The following is a 19,783-nucleotide window of genomic DNA, read 5'->3' on the forward strand; positions in this document are numbered from 1 at the left end:
CGAGTGCCGTCAATGGCCGAGGTTCGGGCGGTGCCGTGGAACGGCTTCAACGCCATCAGCACCTTCTCCGGTTGCGGGGGTTCGTCGCTCGGCTACCGCATGGCCGGCCTCCGTATGCTGTGGGCGTCGGAGTTCATCCCCGCGGCCGCCGACACCTACCGGGCCAACGCCAGCGAGCACACCGTGCTCGACACCCGCGACATCCGCCAGGTCACTGCCAAGGACATCCTCGACACGGTCAACCTCAAGGCCGGGGAGATCGACCTAATGGACGGCTCCCCACCGTGCGCCGCGTTCTCCACCTCCGGCAAGCGAGAAGCCGGGTGGGGCGTCGTCAAGACGTACAGCGACACCCGCCAGCGCGTCGACGACCTGTTCTTCGAGTTCACCCGACTCCTGGGCGACCTGCAGCCGCGCACGTTCGTCGCGGAGAACGTCGCGGGCCTGGTGCAGGGCACCGCGAAGGGCTACTTCAAGGAGATCCTGGCCGCGCTGCGGCGGCCCGGCTACCGCGTCAGCGCGAAGCTACTCGACGCGCAATGGCTCGGCGTCCCGCAGCGCCGTCACCGGCTCATCTTCGTCGGCGTCCGCGAAGACCTCGCCATGGTGCCCGCCCACCCGAAGCCGCTGACATACCGCTACACGGTGCGCGACGCGGTTGGTGATCTGCCCGGCGCGTTCGACGACCTGCAGAACGACCCGGAGACTGGGCAGCCGCTCACCCTGCGGGGCTACTCCGTAGAGAAGCTTTGGCACGAGCTCCGCCCCGGCGAGGGGCACAAGCTGCGGACGAGCCTCAAGCGGCTGAGCTGGGACCAGCCGTGCGCGACCATCGTGGCCAGGGCGGGCACGGCGGGTACCGCGGCCATTACCCACCCCGACCACCCGCGATACCCGACTCTCGCGGAGCTACGCCGCCTGGGCGGCTTCCCGGACGACTTCGTGCTCACCGGCAACTACTACCGGCGGTGGGAGCGCATCGGACGTGCGGTGCCGCCCGTGATGATGGCGCGGATCGCCGAGACCGTCCGTGATGAGCTGCTCGTCCCTCTGCGTGATGCGGGGAGGATCTGATGTGCGGTGTTGTCGCCGGTCTCGGCAAGCTGGACATCGCCCCGGCCGTGGCCGCGCTCACGCATCGCGGTCCGGACGCGGCCAGGACGGCGACGGTGGCCGGCGTGCACCTCGGGCACACCCGGCTCGCGGTCCAGGACCTCGACGCCCGATCTGACCAGCCGTACAAGGACGGGCCGGTCACGATCGCGTACAACGGCGAGATCTACAACGCCGCTGAGCTGCGCAAGGTCGTGGAGGAGCGCGACCCGGGCCGGGCCTGGTCGACGACCGGTGACACGGAGGTCCTGGCCGCCGCGCTCGCCGTACTCGGTCCTGACCGGGCGCTGCCGCTGGTGAACGGCATGTTCGCCGTGGCGTGGGCAGATGAGCGTCGCCCCGGCGTGCTCCACGTCGCCCGCGATCGGCACGGCGAGATCCCGCTACACCTGCACCTGGCGCAGCCGGTCATGGCCGCGTCGGAGCTGAAGGCGTTCGCCGCGGTGGGCCGCCCCATGGCGTCGCACCTGATCGCTGACGTCCCCTCTGGCCAGTGGGGGACGATCCATGGTGGCCGCGCCTCCTGGTCGCGGTTCCACACCCAGCGGTGCACGCCGGCGGGCTACACCTTGGCGCAGGCGTCGACCCGGTTGAAGGGCGCGCTGGCGCAGGCCGTGCAACGGCGGCTCATCGCTGACGTGCCGGTGTGCGCGCTGCTGTCCGGCGGGATCGACTCGGCCGCCATCACGTACGAGCTGGCGCAGCACGTGCCGGGCCTGGTCGCCTACACCGCCCGCATGGACCCCAGGTCGCGGGACCTGCGGTGCGCGCGCGAGACCGCCCAGCACCTCGGGATCGAGCTGCTCGAGGTCGACATCCCGGCGCCGACCGCCGACGACCTGGCCCGCGTTGTCCAGGTCATCGAGATGCCGCACAAAGCGCAAGTCGAGATCGGTTGGGCATGCTTGCTGCTCGCCGAGCGGATCCGCTCGGACGGCTTCAAGGTCACCTACTCCGGCGAGGGGTCCGACGAGCTGTGGGCCAGCTACGGCTTCGCCTACCACGCGCTGAAGACCACTGACTGGCACATCTACCGGCGCGACCTGATGGCCACCCAGAGCAGGAAGAACTTCCCCCGCGTCAACAAGACGTTCATGGCGCACTCGGTGGAGGGCCGCCTGCCGTTCTGCGACCCGGACGTGGTCGACCTGGCGCTGTCTCTGCAGCAGCACGCCGTCGCGGACGGCAAGGCCCACCCCAAGGCCGTGCTCCAGCGGGCATACGCCGGACTGCTGCCCGAGTCCGTGGTGCGTCGGCCGAAGGTCGCGTTCCAGGACGGCCTCGGGTTGAAGACGGCGATCACGAGCGTGCTGCCGAACCCGGCCCGCTTCTACCGGGCCGAGTACCAGCGCCTCGTCAGGAGCACAGCATGAGCAACGACACCGACATCGCTGAGCAGTTCGGCGCGGGCGGGTGGGCGTTCACCAGCAACGTCGCCGAGGTGTTCGACGACCACGTACGCGCCAGCGTGCCGCACTACGACGTGATCCAGGACCTCGTGGCCGAGACGACCGACTGGCTGGTCCCGGCCGGCGGCCTGGTCGCGGACCTCGGCGCGTCAACCGGCGCGTCAGCGCGGCGCATCCTGCAACGGCACCCGAACCGGGGCATCCGGTTTGCGCTGTACGACGAGCAGCCCGCGATGCTCGACCAGGCCGCGATCGAGCTGAAGGAGATCGGCGGCGAGCACGACGTCATTCTGAGCGCGACCCGCATCCAGCAGGGGCCGCTGGTGCACGAGGACGCGGACCTGACGTTGTGCCTGTTCACGTTGCAGTTCCTGCCGCAGCAGGAACGCGTGGACGCGCTGCGGCTCGCGCGGGCGTGCTCGGCTGAGACCGGCGCGCTGATCGTCGCGGAGAAGATCCGCGCGGTCGATTCGCGGTGGGCGGAGATCGGCACCGACGTGGCGCACGACTACAAGGCGGCGCACGGCATCACGGACGCGTCGATCCGAGCAAAGTCCCGCGCGCTGCGCGGGGTGCTGAGGCCGTACCCGCAGCAGACGACCATGCAGGCCATGGCCGATGCCGGATGGCACGCGCCGGAGGTCCTGTTCCGGTGGCATTCGTGGGCGGTGATCGGGGCGTTCGCCTCGGCACAGTAGCGAGTCGGGGGTGACGCGATGTGGTTCGACGAGCGCCCGCCCCCGGACTGGACCATCGAGCTGCCGCCCGGCATGGAACTGCTGAACAGCAACCAGCGCCTGCATCCGATGGCCAAGGGCCGACTCACGAAGCTGCTACGCCGCGCTGGCCAGAGAGCATCCCTGGCGGTCGGCCTGCCCCGGCTTGATCGGGTGTACGTCGTCGGCGAGCTCCGGCCAACCGACCGCCGCCGGCGCGACCCCGGCAACTGGTACCCCAGCGCGAAGGCCGCGGTCGACGGCGCGATGACCGACGCCGGCGTGCTGATCGACGACGACGCCGAACACCTGGTCGGCCCGGACATGCGGCTCGGGCCCGTGGTGAAGGGCGGCCAACTCGTCCTCCACGTCTGGCGCGGCACCCACACCTGACCCGCGCTAACTGATCGTTCCTCCCACACCTCGGACGGGGGTCCCCTCATGGTTTCCAGCAAGAAGCGCGCATCGGCCACCGTCGTTGCCGAGCGTAGGGCCAAGGCCGTACAGATGCGGATCGCGGGCATCAGCCCCACGATCATCGCCGAGAACCTCGGCTACTCCGGTTCCGCGGCCGTCATCAAGGACATCACCCGCTCGATGCAGAAGGCCGCCAAGGCTGAGCATCTCGCGTCGGAGCACCTGCTGCAGATTGAGATCGACCGGCTGGACCGGCTCATGGCGTCCGTCTGGGCCAAGGCCCTGTCTGGCGATGTGAAGGCCGTCGACCAGGCCGAGAAGCTGATCGCCCGCCGGTGCTCGTTGCTGGGGCTGGACCTGATTAACCGTAACGGGTCGGAGAACAGCGACGTCGTCAGCCTCCTGGGCAACCTGTTCGCGTCGCTGCAGGCCCGGAACGCCCCGGACGACGTGGCGGTCGAGGTCGTCGACGCCATCGAGACCGGCGAGGACAGCCAGTGAGTCTGGCGGTTGTCACGCTGTCGCCTGCGCAGGAGCGCAGCATCGCGGAGTCCACGGCGCGGATCAACTGCTGGACGGGCAGCGTGAGAAGTGGGAAGACGATCGCCTCGTTGCTCCGCTTCTTGATTTTCGTGGCGCAGGCGCCGCGTGGTGGCCACCTGGTGGTCGTCGGCAAAACGAGCGACACGATCGCGCGAAATGTGTTCGAGCCGCTGATGGACCCGTCGCTGACGGGGCCAGTAGCGCGGCGCATCTTTTACACGCGCGGCGCGGTCACCGCGAACATTCTGGGCCGCCGTGTCGAGATCATCTCCGCGAACGACGTCCGGTCGGAGTCGCGACTGCGAGGCTTGACCTGCGCAGGCGCTTACGTCGACGAGGCGACCCTGATTCCTGAGGCGTTCTGGGACCAGCTGCTCGCCCGCTGCTCCGTCCCTGGTAGCAAGATCTTTTGCACGACGAATCCCGATGCGCCAAACCACTGGCTGAGGAAGAGATTCCTGCTCAGGGCCCATGAGCTGGACCTGAAGTGGTGGCACTTCACGCTGGACGACAACCCGAGCTTGGACCCGATCTACGTGGCCAATCTCAAGGACGAGTACACCGGCCTGTGGTACCGCCGGTACGTGCTCGGCGAATGGTGCATGGCCGAAGGCGCCATCTTCGACATGTGGGACCCTGACCGGCACATCGTGGACGAGCTGCCGCTCATGGAACGGTGGCTCGGTGTGGGCATCGACTATGGCACGGTCAACCCGTTCTCGGCCCTGCTCGCCGGGGTGTCCACCCCGGACGTGGACGGGCAGCGGCGCATCTACCTGGCCAGCGAGTGGCGATGGGACTCCCGCCTTGAACGGCGGCAGCTGACCGACGCGGAATACTCGGCGAAGATCACCGAATGGCTGGACAACGTGCCGGACACCTACGGGCCCGGCACGCGGGGTCTCAGGCCTGACTGGATCATCGTCGACCCCAGCGCGGCGAGCTTCGTTACCCAGCTCCACCACGACGGGCTGTTGCCACAGCTCGGCGACAACGCCGTACTCGACGGCATCCGCACCGTCAGCAACCTGATCGCTGGGGACCTGCTGCGGGTGCATCGCTCCTGCCACGGCTGGCTCGGCGAGGTCGGCTCCTACTCCTGGGACGACCGGAAAGCCGAGCGAGGTGACGACGCCCCGGTGAAGGTCGATGACCACAGCGTTGACGCTGGCCGGTACATCCTGCACACCACGCAGGCGGCCTGGATGCCGCTGATGGAGCGCATGTCCGACTACTGGCGCAAGCCATAAGGCTGGCGCTACTGACGCCCACCGCCTCTCAGGCGTGGGCCGCTCGACGGCCCCCGAGGGGCGCGTCGAGCCCCGGCGTGGCCCCGGCCGCCGCTGTTGAGGGGCAGCCGGCGGCCGGGGCCACACCTCAAGCCATCCCGCGTCAACCACCCGCCCAAGGAGGGCAGCAGCATGGCCGACTTCACCTTCAACGTCGCGAAGGGCCGCGTCGTCGAGTTCTACCGGCAGGTCAAGGCGGACACGCCCACTGGCGCCGCCCTGGTCGTGGTCGTGCTCGCCGCGGCGAGCATCGAGGCTGACGCGGCGATGAACGACCGCACGACTCTCGCTGATGTGCTGTCGGCCTCCAGCGAGGCGTCCAACGCCGGCTACGCGCGCAAGGCGCTGGTGGGCGCCGATCTTGCCGCTCTGGTGGTCGACAACACCAACGACCGGGTGGACCTTGACATCCCTGACCTGACGTACGCCAACGTGCAGGCGGCCGGCGGCGACTGGGGAAAGATCCTCATCTGCTTCCGGCCCGGCAGCGTGGTGCCCGACGCGCAGATCATCCCCGTGACGGCGCACGACTTCCCGATGAGCCCTGACGGCGCGAACATCATCGTCCAGACCGATGCCATCGGTTTCTACCGCGCTACCTGATGTTCATCGTTGAGGACTTCGAGGACGAGCCCCCCGTTCTCGACATCACCGGTACATGGGTCCGGACGAACGCCACAGCGGGCTCCGGCTCCTGGTCGATGCGCAGCGCGCCAATCGACCACAACGAGACCTCCGACATGGTCGTGCAGGTTCCTGTCGGAGCCACCCACCTGATCTTCGACATCCGCCTGTCGACCGAGGGAGGCGGCTACGACCCGTTCGAGCTGCGCGGGGTGGGCGAGTTCGGCGAGCTCCTCATCGACAACGCCTGGGGCGAGTTGTCCTGGTACAGATGGACGTACGCCGTCGAGGTCAGCTCCTTCACCTCGGTCATCTTCCGCTATACGCGGGACAATATCGACGGCGGCGGCCTCGATGCAGTCTTCGTCGACAATCTGACCTTTGCCGCCGCGGTGCCAGAGCGTCCCCCTGCGGTTGCGAACAACTTCGACCACGGCACCGATGAACAACTGCTCGTCCCGGAGGACTCCGGCGGGCTGAACGGCCTGGCGTTCGACTACTACTTCGGCGAGCCCCGCTACACCAGCGAGCTGGCGAGGTTCCCGGGCGCGCTCGCGATCGACTGCGGCACACCAGATTACGGCCAAGGCTTCTTCGGATGGGAAGGGCCGGAGCAGCTCGCGGGAGCGACGACGGTCTACGCCCGCTTCTACTGGTGCATGGTCGGCGCCATCGGCGAAGACGAAATGTACACGGTGCTGGCGATCGACAGCCTGTCCGACTGGCTCATCGGCCTCTGGACCACCGCGTCCGACGAACTGCGGCTGGACTTTGCCGGTCAGGCCGGTCCTACGCTTGTGGGGCTGCCCGCAGATCAGTGGATCCGCGTCGAGGTATGTCTCACCATGGACGGGTCCCTGTCGGGCCACGCCGAGGCATGGGTCTTCTACGATCCTGACTCCACCATCGCTGATCAGCACGTCGTCACTTCGACGGCCACGTTCGGCGGCCTGCCGTACAAGTACGACTTCGGTGTCCAACTGGACTCCACCGGCCACACGCTGATCGACGACATCGCCTTGGGCACCACTATGATCGGCCCGGCCGGGCTGCCGAGCACGGGGGCGATCGACGCGGTGGTTGCGCCGGAGACGGCGATGGGCCTCTACCGCCTCACGCGGGGGAGCATCGCGCCGGTCACGGGTGTCGACACGGCGCGGCTGATCAGCGGCGGCAAGCAGGGCCTGCTGGTGCCGCCCGTGGGTGTCGAGACGGCGATCACGCTTGGCGCGGCCAAGGGACGGGTTGCGGGCGCGGCTGTCGCGGCTGATCTGGCCAGGCCGCTGATCGCCGCGAAGGTGGTCACGCTCGGCGCGGCCACGGAGGACAACCAGGCCCTACGGCTGTTCAGCGACCGGCGACTCGGCCTGGCCCGTGACCAGTCACAGGCCAGGCCGCTCATGCGGATCAAGGCGCGCGGCATCGGCGCGGTCACGGAGCACGGCATCCCCGCCGCCCTCCATCCGGGGCGAGGTCGCGTTCTGGGACCGGCTGTCACGAGCGAGACCGGCACGTCCCTGCGCTGGACCAAGCTCCGGGCCATCGGACCCGTGACCGGCCAGAACGTGGCTGGCGTCTTCTACCCCGTGCTTCCGCCGCTGCAGGTGGGCCTGCCGTACCGGTCGTGGGGCGTGCGCACGCCTGAGCTGCTGAGAGGAGTCGTTGTGGACCCGATCTCTTCCCTGTCGCTGGAGTACCTGAAGGTCTTCGTGCAGCACGCCCGAGGCAACGAGCCGGTGGAGATTGCCTTTACCGCGCCCGGTGTCGAGCCGGGGCTTGAGGACTGGAGGCCGGCGAGCTGGGCCGAGACCAAGAAGAGAGGCGCGGTCGCGCAGATCCTCGTCGGCCCAGGCGGGACGGTGACGCTCCCGGACGGCACGTATCAGGTGTGGGTGCGCACGGTGCGGGCCGACGAGCGGCCGGTCCTGCCGTCCGGGCTGATCCCCATCATCTGAGCGAGGGTTACGTGACCGTCGATGAGGCCGTTCAAAATGCGGCCCGGCTGCTGTCCAATGCCGAGCTGGAGACGGATCTGGCCCGCATGGAGCGCATCGAAAAGCTAGCCGACTTATGGCTGTCGCTAGCAAATCTGCTTGCTGAAAGAGAGAGGGTGTGACGTGCCGCTCCCCACTGAAGATCAGGAGTGGCCGCCCCCGCATATGCGTGCCGAGACGCGCCTGTACCGGCAGCATGGGGCCTGGTACAGCGGTGACCCTGACCGGCTCGCCGAGGTGTACGGCAACGGGGCGGTGACGCCGGGCCTGGGCCTCGACTTGAAGGGCTGGGATCGGCCGCTGCAGTTCGCTGGCGGCGCGGTCGGCCGCGTTGCCCGGTGGTTCTGGGGCAGCCCGATCCCCGCCGGACAGTCGAGGTCGACGAAACTCCACGTCCCGCTGGCGGCGGACATCGCAGCCAAGAGCGCTGACCTGCTATTTTCTGAGCCGCCGACGCTGCGCGGCTCGGGGAAGAAGACGCAGAAGCGGCTCGACAAGATCTTGAACGAAGGCAGCGTCTATGCCGGGCTGTTGGAGGCCGGCGAGCTGGACAGCGCGTACGGCGGCGTCTATCTGCGGGTCGGTTGGGACACCGAGATGGCTGACCATCCGGTGGTCGACTCAGTCCCGGCCGACAGCGCGGTGCCGGAGTTCCACTCGGGCAGGCTGGCGGCGGTGACGTTCTGGCGGGTCGTGGGCGAAGATCAGAAAGTCGTGTGGCGGCACCTGGAGCGACACGAACGCGGGCGGGTTTACCACGGCCTCTACCAGGGCGACGATGCCCGCCTGGGCCACCCGGTGCCGCTGCAGGACCACCCCGCGACCTCCGGGTTCGCAGAGATGGTCGACGCGGACGGCGGGTTCGACTCCGGCTATCAAAAGGGCTTGCTTGTCTACTACGTGCCCAACATGCGCCCGCACCGGACGCTGAGGGGCACAGCGCTGGGCCGCTCCGACTACGCCGGGGTCGAACCCCTGATGGATGCGCTCGACGAGACGTGGACGTCCTGGATGAGGGACCTGCGGCTCGGCAAGGCGCGGATCATTGTGCCCGAGGTGTACCTGCAGAACACGGGCCGCGGCAAGGGCTCGTACTGGGACCCGGACCGGGAGATCTACAGCGGGCTCGGCATGCTGCCGCCAGCGAACGGCGGCGGCAACATGATCACCGTCTCCCAGTTCGACATCCGGGTGCAGGAGCACCAGCAGACCGCCAAGTCCCTGGTCGCGCAGATCCTTCGCGGCGCCGGGTACAGCGTGCAGTCCTTCGGCGAGGCCGGGGAGGGCGTGGAGGCGACCGCGACGGAGATCCACTCCCGTGAGCGGCAGTCCCTCACCACCCGAGGCCGGAAGATCGGCTATTGGACGCCCGCGCTGGCGTGGCTGGGCGACTGCCTCCTGCACGTCGACCACTACATCTACAAGTCGAAGGTCACCGCCGAGCGCCCGCAGATCGAATGGCCGGACGGCGTGTTCCTGGAGACCGAGGCCGTGGCCCGCACCGTGGAACTGCTCAACCGGGCGCAGGCCGCGAGCATCGACACCCGCATCCGGATGATCCATCCCGACTGGGATGACGAGCAGGTGAGTGCGGAGATGAAGCGGCTGCGGGACGAGATGGGCCTGAACGTGAAGGACCCGGACTTGTTCTCTGACCAGATCATCCCCGACGTCGCTGACGACCTCGATGGCTGACCTGATGGAGGCGGTGGACGAGCGTATCGCGTTCGCCGCCTCGATCTCTGCCAGGTACGCCGAGGCTGAGGAGCACCTGTTCGAGGTCATCGCCAAGGCGCTGGCCAAGGGCGGGAACACGCCGCAGCAGGCGAGCGCCCGGCTTGCCGAGGTTCAGGCGCTCGGCCTGCAGGCTGAGAAGGTCCTCAAGGAGTTGGAAGCGCTCGCGTCCAAGTCCCTTGAGGAGGGCGTCACGAAGGCGTGGCAGGACGGCTTCGTGCGGGCGAGCCAGGAGCTGGAGCGCTTGGGCGAGGACCAGGGCATCACTCCTGGGAAGGGTCTGGCGCAGCTGCTGAAGGAGGCGCTGGGCCTGCTGCCGCCCCTCACCACGGGGGCGTTGCGGATGGTCAACGACGTCTACCGTCAGGTGATCGCTGAGACGACGCCGTTGGCGTTGACCGGCGCGATAACGCGGGAGCAGGCGACGACCCAGGCGCTGCAGAAGTTCGCCGCGAAGGGCATCACGTTTTTCGACGGCAAGAACCGGACGTGGTCCATCTCCAGCTACGCGGAGATGGCGGCTCGTACGGCGATGGCGCGGGCAGCGAACGAGGGGCACCTGCAGACGCTGGCCGCGAACGGCCGTGACCTGGTCATGGTGTCGCGGGCGCCGTACCGGTGCCCGAGATGCTTGCCGTGGGAAGGCAAGGTGCTGTCCCAGACCGGCTCGACCGGGGACCGGCAGGAGAAGAACGTCCTGACGGGCGAGATGGTGACCGTGCGCGTCGCGGGCACGGTGGCTCAGGCCCGAGCGGCGGGCCTGCAGCACCCGAACTGCAAGCACACCTTCGGCGTCTACCTGCCGGGGATGACGAAGCCGCCGCCGAAGGTGGAAGCGAAGGGCACGTACGAGGACACGCAGCAACAGCGGTACCTCGAACGGCAGATCCGGGGGTGGAAGCGACGCGCGGCGGCGGCCCCGGCGGGCAGCCCGGAGAAGAAAGTCGCGGAGCAGCACGCCAAGGCGTACCAGGCCCAGATGAAGGAGCACCTGGACAAGACCGGGCTGCTGCGGCAGTCGTCTCGTGAGCGGATCCGCCCCGATGAGACAACGTCTCCGGATCTCCACCCGTCATTGAAGCCTCCGAAGCCCAAGCCGGCACCGGCTGGCCCGGCGGCATCTACCACGCAAGCAAAACAGCTTGCAGCTACTGCGCCGACCATCAGCGGCCGTACGTCGTCGATGCGAGACGCTGCCCGCCATCGGACTAACGCTGAGGGGCTGCAGTGGATTCAGTCCAAGATGCCCGGTATCCCTAAGAAGGGATGGGCTCGGGATGAGCTGCAGGCAATTCGGAAGTACACGGGCTTCTCGTACAGTCCGATGAACAGGGCTCTGAGGGGTCCTGCTGGTACCGGCAGCCCTGAGACTCGCCAGCTGATCGATGACCTCGATAAGGCGATGACTCGGCAGTCGGTTCCTGAGCCGGTCATCGTGCATCGAGGCGTTAAGTCGGACTTCACTAAGGCCAACGGCGTGGATCTTGGATCCCAGGAGGAGATGGAAGGGCTGGTCGGCCGGGTCCTACGCGACAAGGCATATATGAGTACCAGCGTCGGCCGGAATGCCGCATTTTCCGACAATCCTATTGCTCTCGCAGTGCGTGTTCCTGCTGGTCATAACGCACTTAATGTGGACGGCCTTACGGTCAATCCCGGTGAGCGTGAATTGATTTTGCGTCGCAATACGACGTATATCGTCCATGCGGTGTATAAAGTGAATAATAAATGGTTCGTGGAAGTCGAAGTTGTTCCCGACGATTGGTTTGATAACGGGCCACCTGCCGACTGGCGACCCGATCCGCTGGGTGACGTCGACACGGGATACAGCTACTAGGAGGATGGCGGAATGGCAGAGGAACAGAAGCCCCATCCACGGTTCTCAGAAACCATCACAGTCGTCGGCCGATCGGCTGGGACCTACAGCCGCAAGGCTGCAAACCCGGCTGACGTGCGCCGAGCGCCACTGAAGGACCAGGACGGCATGCTCCTCGGCCACGTGTGGACAGACGACAAGGACGCGGCCGGGTTCGTCAAGAACGAGGACGCGGGCAGGCCCGCCATTACGGCGGGCGCACGACTGTGGAGCATCCTCAAGGACGCCCACGATGCGGGCAGACCCGCCAGCGACGTCCTCGACCCCGCCCTGTACGCCCCAGAGTTTGAGCTGGTCGTCGACTAGCTCACCCTTTATCACCATGTGAAAGGCCCGCCCGGCGCGGGCCTTTCACATTTCCAGGCGCACCCCACCAGGTGCGCCTTTTTCATGCCCGCCCGCAGGCCGGGCGGCGTGCGACAGCCCGCAGGCCGGGCGGTACATCACGATTCGCAAGGAGTCAGCTCATGCCAGACGAGCAGATCGAGGTCACCTCCACCGTCGACCCGGCCAGCCAGGACACCCCCGCGCCGCCGGAGGTGGTCGAGGCCATCGTGCCCGAGCAGGCCCCGGCCGCCGACGACGACAAGGCCAAGCCTGACGCGCGGAAGATCAACGACCTTCCCGCGTGGGCGCAGGCTGAGCTGCGGCGAGCCCGTAACGACGCAGTCAAGTACCGCACACAACTCCAGGAAAAGGAGAAGGCCGCTGAGCAGCAGGCCGGGCCGTCCCCTGAGGAGGTCGCGGCGCAGGCGAAGTCTGAGCTGGCCCAGCAGATCGGTAAGGCCCTCGGCCTCGTCGCCGAGGAGGAGAAGCCGGTCGACCCGAAGGACATGATCGACCGGCTCACCACCGAACGGGACAGCACAGCGAAGGAACGCGACGCCGAGCGGGAGCTGCACCGACGTGCGCTGACTGAGCTGGGGGTGCACCGGACGGCGCTCAAGCTCGGCGCGGACGGGGACGCGCTGCTCGACAGCAGATCGTTCCTGCGATCCATCAAGGACCTCGACCCGAACGCCGAAGACTTCGGCACCGCTCTGGGTGAGCGGATTCAGCAGGCGATCGAGGACAACCCGAAGTTCAAAGCGGCCTCGCTGAGCGGGCCGCCCGCGAGGAGCGGAGGCGAGTTCACCGGTGGGCCCGGTGGCCGATCCAGCGACCCCGACGAGATGACCACCGACGACTTCCGCGCGCAACGGCGCCGGAAGGCCAACGCCAAGGAGTAGGCCCACATGCCGAACACTTTTCTGACCCCGACCGTGATCGCCCGCGCTGCGCTGGCCACCCTGTACGAGACCACCGTGATGGCGATGCTGGTGCACAGGGATTACGAGGAGGAGTTTGCGTCCCGCATCGGCGACACCGTGAACGTGAGGAAGCCGGCGGTTTTCACCGCGAACGAGTACGTCCGCGCGAACGGCATCCAGATCCAGAACGCGCAGGAGACCAGCATCCCGGTCACCCTGAACCACTTCGCCGACGTCAGCTTCGCCGTGACCACGGAAGAGCTCACTCTGAAGATCGAAGATTTCGGCGTGCAACTGCTCAATCCTGCGATGGAGGCCATCGCTCAGAAGATCGACCGCGACATCCTCGCCCTGCGTGACGATGTCCTGCAGGAGGTCGGTGTCGTCGGCCAGCACGCCGCGAACCCGGCTGGCGCAAACGTGTTCGCCTACGGCAACCCCAGGACCGCGATCGACGCGCGGCGCGTCCTGAACCAGCGCAACGTTCCGGCCGCGGACCGATACCTGGTGGTCGGCCCGGAGATCGAGGCCAAGTGGCTCGGCGACGAGCTTTTCCACCGGGCGGACGCCAGGGGCGACACCGATGGTCTGCGTGAGGCGTCGCTTGGTCGTCGCGTTTTCGGTTTCGACCCGTATCAGACGCAAAACATCAAGGTTCCCGCGCAGACCAGCGGCAATTCAACGACCGAGGTAGGAGTCGCTTTCCACAGGACCGCGTTCGCTCTCGTGACGCGCCCTCTGGTGCTCCCGCAGGGCGCGGCAAACGCTGCTGTCGCAAGCTATAAGGGTTTCGGGCTGCGGGTCGTGATGGACTACGACATCGACAAGAAGCAGGACGTGGTCAGCATCGACTGCCTGTACGGAACCAAGACCCTCGACCCACAGAGGGCCGTCCTTGTGAAGGGCGCTGACGTCGCCTAACGCAAGCTCTTCAGCTTGTACGTTCACCAGGCCCGCCCGCACCACGGGCGGGCCTTCCATCTCCCAGCCTCACAGGAGGGGCCACTGATGGGCCACAAGGTCAACAGCGTGGACGGCCGGGCAGGCGACGTCGATCTGTCCGCCGTCCGCACCTTCACCAAGGAGTACCGCGTCCCAGCGGGGAAGGCCGGCACCTACATGGTGACCAGGCTCCCGGTCGCCTGCACGGCTATCGCCGTGCGCGCCTACCGGGCAGGCGGGACGGGCGGCACCGTGAACGCGCAGCGCAACGGCGGCGACCTGCTCGCGGAGCCCCTTGCCACCGTCACGGACGCGTGGGCGGGCTGGACTCACCTGCAGAACGCGGTGTTCGCCGCTGGCGACGCCCTGTCGGTGGTCACCGCCGCCCCTGCCGGTAGCCCGGCCGAGGTGGTCGTGCAGGTCGACTTCCGAGTGAACCCGTAGGGCGGCGCGCGTGTACGTGTATCGCAACAGCAACACCGGCGGAATCTACGAGACGCCGCAGCGGTCGGCCCGGCTGGACGGCCTGCCGAACTGGCTGCTGATCGACGCCCCGGACGAGCAGCCGGCCGAGCCGGTGACCGCGCCCCTGGCTCGGCCGTCGCGACCGCTCGACACCGACAACAAGGCCGCGTGGATGGAATACGCGATCTCCAGAGGCATGCCCGAGAGGGACGCTCGCGCCCTCAGTAAGGCATCCCTCGTCAAGGAGTTCGGCCAGGAGGAGGACGACGATGCCTAGAGCCGACCTGCCAGTCACGAAGATCACCCGCGCCGGTCACGACCTGGCGGCTGCGCTGCCTACGCCCGCCGCAACGGACGGGCACGCGTTCGTCAACAACGGCCGCCGCATGGTCCGCGTGAAGAACACCAATGCCGCGCCGCGGACGGTCACGGTGCAGATCCCCGGCGAGGTCGAAGGGCAACCGCTGCCCGACGTGCCGTACACGATCCCGGCGGATGACGGGGACGTGCTGATCCCGCCGCTGCCCGCGATCTACAACCAGAGCGACGGCAAGGTCTACCTGGACTACTCGGCCCCGGCCGGGCTGACGGTCCACGTCCTCGAACTGCCTGCGGGGTAGCCGATGCCGACCTACGCCACGGCGGAGGAGTATCTCGACTACACCGGGCAGTCAGGCCCGGCCGACATTGACCGGCGGCTCGCGCGGGCGTCGGAACGCGTTGACGAGCTGCTGGCCGAAGCCATTTATGAGGTCGACGACCAGGAGTTCGCTCTCGATCCGGTGCTCAAGAAGGCGATGATGCAGGCGACCTGCGTCCAGGCCGCCTGGACGCTCGCCGTGGGCGACGAGTTCGGCACGGCGTCGGCGTTCAAGGACGTGTCGATGGGGTCCGTCCGACTCGCGCGGGTGGACAGCAAGGACGGGACCGCGCCCCGCTACGCGCAGGATGCCGTGTCGATCCTGCTCCGGGCCGGGTTCCTGATTGCGGTGATGACCTGGTGACCAGCATCCCGGACTTCATGTTCCGGCACACGGCGGCGATCGAGCCGCTCATCGGCGAAGGCGCGTACGGGCCGGTGTACGGGCCTGAAGTGACGGAGCCGTGCCTGGCCGACGACAAGCGGCAGCTCGTCCGGGACGCCAACGGCTTGGAGATCGTGTCCGACACGACGGTGTACTTCAAGCCCGGTGTCGTGTGCCCGCCCGGCAGCCGGGTCACGGTCAACGGCCGGTCGACCACGGCCATCACGTCGCTGATCCGCGATGGCGGCGGCTTGCCCACACCCGATCATGTGGAGGTGGCGCTGAAGTGAAGGACAGCATCGACGTAAAGCTGGACATGCACCTCAACCCGGTCGCCTTCAACGAGGAGACCAAGACGGTGGCCGCCCGGGTGCTCAAGGACGCGGCGCTGCACGTCCTGAACGTCGCGAACACCAGGGTTCCGCTGCAGGAGGGTCACCTGCAGAACTCGGGTGACACGGCGGTCGACCGCGACGAGATGCGGGCCTCCATCAGCTACAGCCAGCCGTACGCCGTGGCGCAGCACGAAAACCTCGACTGGAAGCACGCGCCCGGCCGCGAAGCGAAGTACCTGGAGAAGGCGCTGGAAGAGGAAGCCTCCGCGGTGCAAGCGCTGATCGCGCAGCAGCTCAAGGAGCTGTTCCGGTGACGCCGCCGCAGGGCTGGACTCGGCTGCTGCTGACGGGGCTTGGCCAGCTCCTGGAGGACGCTGGCGCGGGCGACTGGAACCCGGACGGCATCTACACCGCCGCCCAGACCGCGATAACGGTCGGTGGGCTGCCGTCCGCTCCGGACCTGGCCATCTCGCTCGCGACGTACGGCCTCGGCCAGGCCGGTGACGACATCGAGCAGACCGACTCGTCGGTGTTGGTGCAGTTCCGGATGCGGGGCGGCGCGGACCCGCGCGTCGCTGACGACCTGGCTGACGCCGTGTTCAACGCGGTGCACGGCTTGAGTAACCGCCGGCTGTCGACCGGCGTGTTCGTGCTGCTGGCTCAGCGGCGCATCATCGCCCCGCACACGCGGGACGGCTCAGGCCGGGTGGAGCGGGCCGACAGCTACGAGCTGCGGTGCGTCCGGCCCTCCACCTACCGGGACTGACCTTCCCCCTTTCTTCCCTTGCTGCCAGCAGTAGTGCTGGCGGCTTCCTCATGCGCTCACAAGGAGATGAGATGACGCTGCGCAGCCTGCTTGCCAAGGACTGGGTTGTCGAGATCAACACCGGCACACCCGTTGCACCGACCTGGACGCCCGTCAAGGGCCTGACCGAGTTCGCCGAGGAGATCAACACCGAAACCGAGGATGACTCGGACTTCGACGGCGACGGTTGGGCCAGCCAGGTCGTCACCCAGCGCGGTTGGACCCTGACTCTCAACGGCAACCGCAAGCGCGACGCCGACGCCACGACGTTCGTTCCCGACCCTGGGCAGGAGTTCCTGCGCAAGGCCGGTCTCGTCGTCGGCCCCGGCGCGGACGTGCATTGCCGCTGGTACCGTCGCGACGGATCGCCCGACGCGTTCGAGGGACGCGCCGGAGTCGACTACAAGGGCGCTGGCGGCGAGACAACCGACCTGGAGCCTTTCGAGGTCGAACTACTCGGCCAGGGCAAGCCCGAGGAGATCGAGAACCCGGTGGCGGCGTAACCCATGGCAAAGCTCAAGGCCCTCGACGAGTTTTTCGACGACACACTCACCTTGCCGGTCGGCGGCAAGGACTACACCGTTCCCGCGCCGACTGCGGAGACCGGCCTGCTGTGCCAGAGGCTCATGCAGGCCGGTGTCGCCGCCGCGTCCGGCAAGGAAACGGACCTGACGGACCTGGCGGACCTGGACGACGACCAGGAGACCGACCTCTACAAGCGCTGCCTCGGCCCGGTCTATGACCAGTTGCTCGCCGCCAAGGTGTCGTGGCCGGTGCTGAAGCACTGCGGCGTCACCACGTTCCTGTGGATCGCGGTCGACGTCGACGCCGCGATGAAGTTCTGGAACTCCGGCGGCGACCCGGAAGCCCTCGCCCCGAACCGGGCCGCGTCAGAGGCGGCGGCGAGTTCGACCCGGTCACGGGGCTCTGGGAGTGGTACGAACCCGTCCCGGCAGGCCCAGCGCTCACGTGGCAAGACCTCCTGAGCCACTGGGACCTCATCGAGGCCGATCTGCACAGCCACTACGGGATCGACCTCGAAGAGCCCGGTCTGATGGCGGGCCGCACCTGGCGGTGGCTCCGCACGAAGATTTTCGGCCTGCTGACGGCTGATACCCGGCTCAGCCGCCAGTTCGCCCCACCCCCCGACAAGACGGCCAGCCGTGCGCGTGGCCGCGCTCTCGACTGACCAGTGCCGTAGCTGCAAGCGCTACTGCTCGCAGCAGATGACCACCCGGGGAGGTGAACCGTGGCTCTGTCGATCGGCGACCTGTACGCGACCCTGAGCCTGCGCGACAAGATGTCGGGCCCGCTGGGCAAGGCCGTCGCGGGGATCAAGGTTCACGCCACCGGCATCGAGGCCGCCATGGTCGCCGCTGGCATGGCGGCCACGCGTATGTCGAGCACCGTCGCCTCGGCGGGCAAGTCCCTCGCCTCAGCCGGTGTGAAGAGCAGCGCGCTGCTGGCCGGGGTGGGCGCGGCCGGCGTCGCGGTGGGCGGCGGCCTGGCGGCCGTGTTCGCGGGCGCGACGCTCGCCATCGCCAAGATCGGCATCACCGCGGCCGCCGCCGCACCGGCCGTGAAGGCGGCCTTCGCCGACCTGGGTGCGTCGGTCAAGGGGCAGCTCGCGGACGCGGCATCGGTGTTCCAGGGGCCGCTGATCGCGGCAGCGGGCCAGCTCAAGGGCATGTTCGGCTCGCAGATCGCCCCGGCGCTGACGGGCATGTTCCAGCAGATCTCACCCTTGATCGGCCAGTTCACGGCCGGTCTTGGGCAGCTGCTCACGCCTCTGCTGCCCGCGATCCAGGGGATCGTGGGCGCGACCACTCCTCTGCTCAGCCAGCTCGCCGGATCTCTCGGACAGTTCGGTGGCCAGCTCGCCGGGTTTCTGGAGCCGGTGTCGGCCGCGTTGTCGCAGAACAGCGGCTTGCTGGCCACCTTGGTTACAGGGGTCGGCGGTCTTCTTCAGGCTCTCGGGCCGCTGCTGGCCGCTCTGGTGCAGCTTGCCGGGTCGGTGTCCGGGCCGCTGATGTCCGGGCTTCAGCTGATCGCGACCACGCTGTCCGCGCAGCTGGCTCCCGTCCTGGTGCAGCTTGGGCCGCTGATCGGTCAGCTGCTCACGGGTTTCGCGGGGATCGTGGCTGCGCTGATTCCGCTTCTGCCGCCGATTCTGCAGCTCGCGGGCACTTTGGCCAACGCCTTCATGCCGGTGTTGGTGCAGGTTGCTCAGACGATCGCCTCGTCACTGCAGCCCGTGCTAACTCAGCTTCAGCCGGTCATTGGCCAGTTGGCGACTGCCTTCGGCCAGGTGATCACCGCCGTGCTCCCTCTGCTGCCGCCCATCGCGCAGCTCGTCGGAACCTTGGCGTCAGCGCTTCTACCTGCGATAACACCTCTGATCCCGCTGGTGGCAGAGATCGCCGCAGCGCTGGGCGGCGCCCTCGTTCAGGCCCTTTCGACCATCATGACCGCTTTCACTCCGGTTCTTCCGGTGTTTGTCCAGCTGGGGCAGTCGCTCCTGCCTCCCATCCTGCAACTGATCCAGGCGCTAAACCCGATCTTGCAGTTCCTCGCGACCGTGTTTGCCCAGGTCGTCGGCGCGGTGACGCCGTTCCTTCCGCCCTTGATCCAGCTCAGCACGTCCATCCTCCCGTTGGTGATCAGCATCGTGACCGCCCTGGCCAAGCTACTCACCGGGGATTTTTCGGGCGCGTTCACGACCATCAAGAACGGCGTCGTCACCTTCGGCAACACGATCACCGGGGTCTTCAAGAAGCTGTGGACCTTGGGCAGCGATCTCGTCGCCGGGATCAAGGACGGCTTCATCAAGGCTTGGGACGCCTTCCTCAACACGATCAAGAATCTCGCCAGCGGCGCGGTCGACCTGGTTAAGGGCATCTTCGGCATCTCCAGCCCGTCCAAGGTGTTCGCCGAGATCGGCCGTCAGAACGTGCAGGGCTTGATCAACGGCATGGCCTCCAAGCAGAAGCTCCTGCAGAGCATGGCCAGCAGGGTGGCCAGCACTGTGCAGCGCTACGCGACACCCGCGCCGCAGGTGATCAGCGCGTCCCAGCTCGCCCCGATGGCCTCGGCGGACCCCGCCGCGCCGGCGAGCTCCGGCAGTGGCGGCGACGGCCGCCAGATCCACATGACGATCAACAACCACTACCCGCAGGCCGAACCCACCAGCAAGTCGATGAATCGCGGCTTGCAGTACGCCGCAGCGGTCGGCCTTCTCTCCTGACC

General features: G+C 67.8%; 24 protein-coding genes. All 24 read left to right on the top strand.

Translation table 11 applies throughout. The features are described from left to right. Positions 1-12 precede the first annotated feature (12 nt). The 24 genes from IEY82_RS04650 (at position 13) to IEY82_RS04765 (ending at position 19,781) form a co-directional block, all read left to right on the top strand. A complete protein-coding gene (locus tag IEY82_RS04650; RefSeq protein WP_225262292.1) occupies positions 13-1,074 on the top strand; it encodes a DNA cytosine methyltransferase in 1,062 nt (353 codons plus the stop codon). Continuing rightward, complete coding sequence (locus IEY82_RS04655; protein WP_189122719.1) at positions 1,074-2,486, top strand: asparagine synthetase B family protein; 1,413 nt, start codon at positions 1,074-1,076, stop codon at positions 2,484-2,486. Before IEY82_RS04650 ends, IEY82_RS04655 begins: the two co-directional genes overlap by 1 nt. Next, positions 2,483-3,220: a methyltransferase domain-containing protein gene (locus IEY82_RS04660; protein WP_189122720.1), complete on the top strand. Its 738-nt coding sequence runs from the start codon at positions 2,483-2,485 to the stop codon at positions 3,218-3,220. The genes IEY82_RS04655 and IEY82_RS04660 overlap by 4 nt, the downstream gene beginning before the upstream one ends. A gap of 18 nt (positions 3,221-3,238) precedes the next feature. Next, entirely contained in the window at positions 3,239-3,631 is a 393-nt protein-coding gene (locus tag IEY82_RS04665; RefSeq protein WP_189122721.1) for a hypothetical protein, read from the top strand. Between the two features lie 48 nt (positions 3,632-3,679). Further along, positions 3,680-4,156 (top strand): hypothetical protein, encoded by a 477-nt coding sequence (locus IEY82_RS04670; RefSeq protein ID WP_189122722.1) that lies wholly within the window; start codon positions 3,680-3,682, stop codon positions 4,154-4,156. Beyond that, a complete protein-coding gene (locus tag IEY82_RS04675; RefSeq protein WP_189122723.1) occupies positions 4,153-5,448 on the top strand; it encodes a PBSX family phage terminase large subunit in 1,296 nt (431 codons plus the stop codon). Before IEY82_RS04670 ends, IEY82_RS04675 begins: the two co-directional genes overlap by 4 nt. A 171-nt stretch (positions 5,449-5,619) precedes the next feature. Further along, positions 5,620-6,090 (top strand): hypothetical protein, encoded by a 471-nt coding sequence (locus IEY82_RS04680; protein ID WP_189122724.1) that lies wholly within the window; start codon positions 5,620-5,622, stop codon positions 6,088-6,090. After that, positions 6,090-8,066 carry a hypothetical protein gene (locus IEY82_RS04685; protein WP_189122725.1) on the top strand — a complete coding sequence of 659 codons (1,977 nt, stop codon included), beginning with the start codon at positions 6,090-6,092 and terminating at the stop codon, positions 8,064-8,066. The genes IEY82_RS04680 and IEY82_RS04685 overlap by 1 nt, the downstream gene beginning before the upstream one ends. A gap of 11 nt (positions 8,067-8,077) precedes the next feature. Continuing rightward, a complete protein-coding gene (locus IEY82_RS04690; RefSeq protein ID WP_189123152.1) occupies positions 8,078-8,227 on the top strand; it encodes a hypothetical protein in 150 nt (49 codons plus the stop codon). A 1-nt stretch (position 8,228) separates the two neighbouring features. Then, on the top strand, positions 8,229-9,800 hold the full coding sequence (locus tag IEY82_RS04695; RefSeq protein WP_189122726.1) for a phage portal protein: 1,572 nt from the start codon (positions 8,229-8,231) through the stop codon (positions 9,798-9,800). After that, on the top strand, positions 9,793-11,676 hold the full coding sequence (locus IEY82_RS04700; protein WP_189122727.1) for a phage minor capsid protein: 1,884 nt from the start codon (positions 9,793-9,795) through the stop codon (positions 11,674-11,676). The genes IEY82_RS04695 and IEY82_RS04700 overlap by 8 nt, the downstream gene beginning before the upstream one ends. A gap of 114 nt (positions 11,677-11,790) precedes the next feature. After that, positions 11,791-12,021 carry a hypothetical protein gene (locus IEY82_RS04705; RefSeq protein WP_189122728.1) on the top strand — a complete coding sequence of 77 codons (231 nt, stop codon included), beginning with the start codon at positions 11,791-11,793 and terminating at the stop codon, positions 12,019-12,021. 161 nt (positions 12,022-12,182) lie between these two features. Further along, positions 12,183-12,944 carry a hypothetical protein gene (locus tag IEY82_RS04710; RefSeq protein WP_189122729.1) on the top strand — a complete coding sequence of 254 codons (762 nt, stop codon included), beginning with the start codon at positions 12,183-12,185 and terminating at the stop codon, positions 12,942-12,944. 6 nt (positions 12,945-12,950) lie between these two features. Continuing rightward, entirely contained in the window at positions 12,951-13,886 is a 936-nt protein-coding gene (locus IEY82_RS04715; RefSeq protein ID WP_189122730.1) for a major capsid protein, read from the top strand. Between the two features lie 87 nt (positions 13,887-13,973). Next, complete coding sequence (locus IEY82_RS04720; RefSeq protein WP_189122731.1) at positions 13,974-14,351, top strand: hypothetical protein; 378 nt, start codon at positions 13,974-13,976, stop codon at positions 14,349-14,351. 10 nt (positions 14,352-14,361) lie between these two features. Continuing rightward, on the top strand, positions 14,362-14,649 hold the full coding sequence (locus IEY82_RS04725; protein ID WP_189122732.1) for a hypothetical protein: 288 nt from the start codon (positions 14,362-14,364) through the stop codon (positions 14,647-14,649). Then, the gene (locus IEY82_RS04730) at positions 14,642-14,992 is read left to right on the top strand and encodes a hypothetical protein (RefSeq protein ID WP_189122733.1); all 351 of its coding nucleotides are present in this window, start codon (positions 14,642-14,644) and stop codon (positions 14,990-14,992) included. Before IEY82_RS04725 ends, IEY82_RS04730 begins: the two co-directional genes overlap by 8 nt. A gap of 3 nt (positions 14,993-14,995) precedes the next feature. Beyond that, positions 14,996-15,376 carry a hypothetical protein gene (locus IEY82_RS04735; protein ID WP_189122734.1) on the top strand — a complete coding sequence of 127 codons (381 nt, stop codon included), beginning with the start codon at positions 14,996-14,998 and terminating at the stop codon, positions 15,374-15,376. Next, on the top strand, positions 15,373-15,687 hold the full coding sequence (locus IEY82_RS04740; RefSeq protein ID WP_189122735.1) for a hypothetical protein: 315 nt from the start codon (positions 15,373-15,375) through the stop codon (positions 15,685-15,687). The genes IEY82_RS04735 and IEY82_RS04740 overlap by 4 nt, the downstream gene beginning before the upstream one ends. Next, positions 15,684-16,046 carry a minor capsid protein gene (locus IEY82_RS04745; protein WP_225262290.1) on the top strand — a complete coding sequence of 121 codons (363 nt, stop codon included), beginning with the start codon at positions 15,684-15,686 and terminating at the stop codon, positions 16,044-16,046. Before IEY82_RS04740 ends, IEY82_RS04745 begins: the two co-directional genes overlap by 4 nt. Further along, positions 16,043-16,498, top strand: coding sequence for a minor capsid protein (locus IEY82_RS04750; RefSeq protein WP_189122736.1), 456 nt, complete (start codon positions 16,043-16,045; stop codon positions 16,496-16,498). Before IEY82_RS04745 ends, IEY82_RS04750 begins: the two co-directional genes overlap by 4 nt. Positions 16,499-16,569: 71 nt before the next feature. After that, a complete protein-coding gene (locus tag IEY82_RS04755) occupies positions 16,570-17,040 on the top strand; it encodes a phage tail tube protein (RefSeq protein WP_189122737.1) in 471 nt (156 codons plus the stop codon). Between the two features lie 3 nt (positions 17,041-17,043). Then, a complete protein-coding gene (locus tag IEY82_RS04760; RefSeq protein ID WP_189122738.1) occupies positions 17,044-17,523 on the top strand; it encodes a DUF7426 family protein in 480 nt (159 codons plus the stop codon). A gap of 263 nt (positions 17,524-17,786) precedes the next feature. Then, positions 17,787-19,781 (top strand): phage tail protein, encoded by a 1,995-nt coding sequence (locus tag IEY82_RS04765; RefSeq protein WP_189122739.1) that lies wholly within the window; start codon positions 17,787-17,789, stop codon positions 19,779-19,781. Positions 19,782-19,783 lie beyond the last annotated feature (2 nt).

Origin of the sequence: Nonomuraea cavernae, assembly GCF_014646355.1 — a bacterium.
GTDB lineage: Bacteria > Actinomycetota > Actinomycetes > Streptosporangiales > Streptosporangiaceae > Nonomuraea > Nonomuraea cavernae.

What these genes read in the sequence shown, in the direction of transcription:
- IEY82_RS04650 (WP_225262292.1), top strand. Translation starts at nt 13, where the DNA reads ATGGCCGAGGTTCGGGCGGTGCCGTGGAACGGCTTCAACGCCATCAGC.
- IEY82_RS04655 (WP_189122719.1), top strand. Translation starts at nt 1,074, where the DNA reads ATGTGCGGTGTTGTCGCCGGTCTCGGCAAGCTGGACATCGCCCCGGCC.
- IEY82_RS04660 (WP_189122720.1), top strand. Translation starts at nt 2,483, where the DNA reads ATGAGCAACGACACCGACATCGCTGAGCAGTTCGGCGCGGGCGGGTGG.
- IEY82_RS04665 (WP_189122721.1), top strand. Translation starts at nt 3,239, where the DNA reads ATGTGGTTCGACGAGCGCCCGCCCCCGGACTGGACCATCGAGCTGCCG.
- IEY82_RS04670 (WP_189122722.1), top strand. Translation starts at nt 3,680, where the DNA reads ATGGTTTCCAGCAAGAAGCGCGCATCGGCCACCGTCGTTGCCGAGCGT.
- IEY82_RS04680 (WP_189122724.1), top strand. Translation starts at nt 5,620, where the DNA reads ATGGCCGACTTCACCTTCAACGTCGCGAAGGGCCGCGTCGTCGAGTTC.
- IEY82_RS04685 (WP_189122725.1), top strand. Translation starts at nt 6,090, where the DNA reads ATGTTCATCGTTGAGGACTTCGAGGACGAGCCCCCCGTTCTCGACATC.
- IEY82_RS04700 (WP_189122727.1), top strand. Translation starts at nt 9,793, where the DNA reads ATGGCTGACCTGATGGAGGCGGTGGACGAGCGTATCGCGTTCGCCGCC.
- IEY82_RS04710 (WP_189122729.1), top strand. Translation starts at nt 12,183, where the DNA reads ATGCCAGACGAGCAGATCGAGGTCACCTCCACCGTCGACCCGGCCAGC.
- IEY82_RS04715 (WP_189122730.1), top strand. Translation starts at nt 12,951, where the DNA reads ATGCCGAACACTTTTCTGACCCCGACCGTGATCGCCCGCGCTGCGCTG.
- IEY82_RS04720 (WP_189122731.1), top strand. Translation starts at nt 13,974, where the DNA reads ATGGGCCACAAGGTCAACAGCGTGGACGGCCGGGCAGGCGACGTCGAT.
- IEY82_RS04730 (WP_189122733.1), top strand. Translation starts at nt 14,642, where the DNA reads ATGCCTAGAGCCGACCTGCCAGTCACGAAGATCACCCGCGCCGGTCAC.
- IEY82_RS04735 (WP_189122734.1), top strand. Translation starts at nt 14,996, where the DNA reads ATGCCGACCTACGCCACGGCGGAGGAGTATCTCGACTACACCGGGCAG.
- IEY82_RS04755 (WP_189122737.1), top strand. Translation starts at nt 16,570, where the DNA reads ATGACGCTGCGCAGCCTGCTTGCCAAGGACTGGGTTGTCGAGATCAAC.
- IEY82_RS04760 (WP_189122738.1), top strand. Translation starts at nt 17,044, where the DNA reads ATGGCAAAGCTCAAGGCCCTCGACGAGTTTTTCGACGACACACTCACC.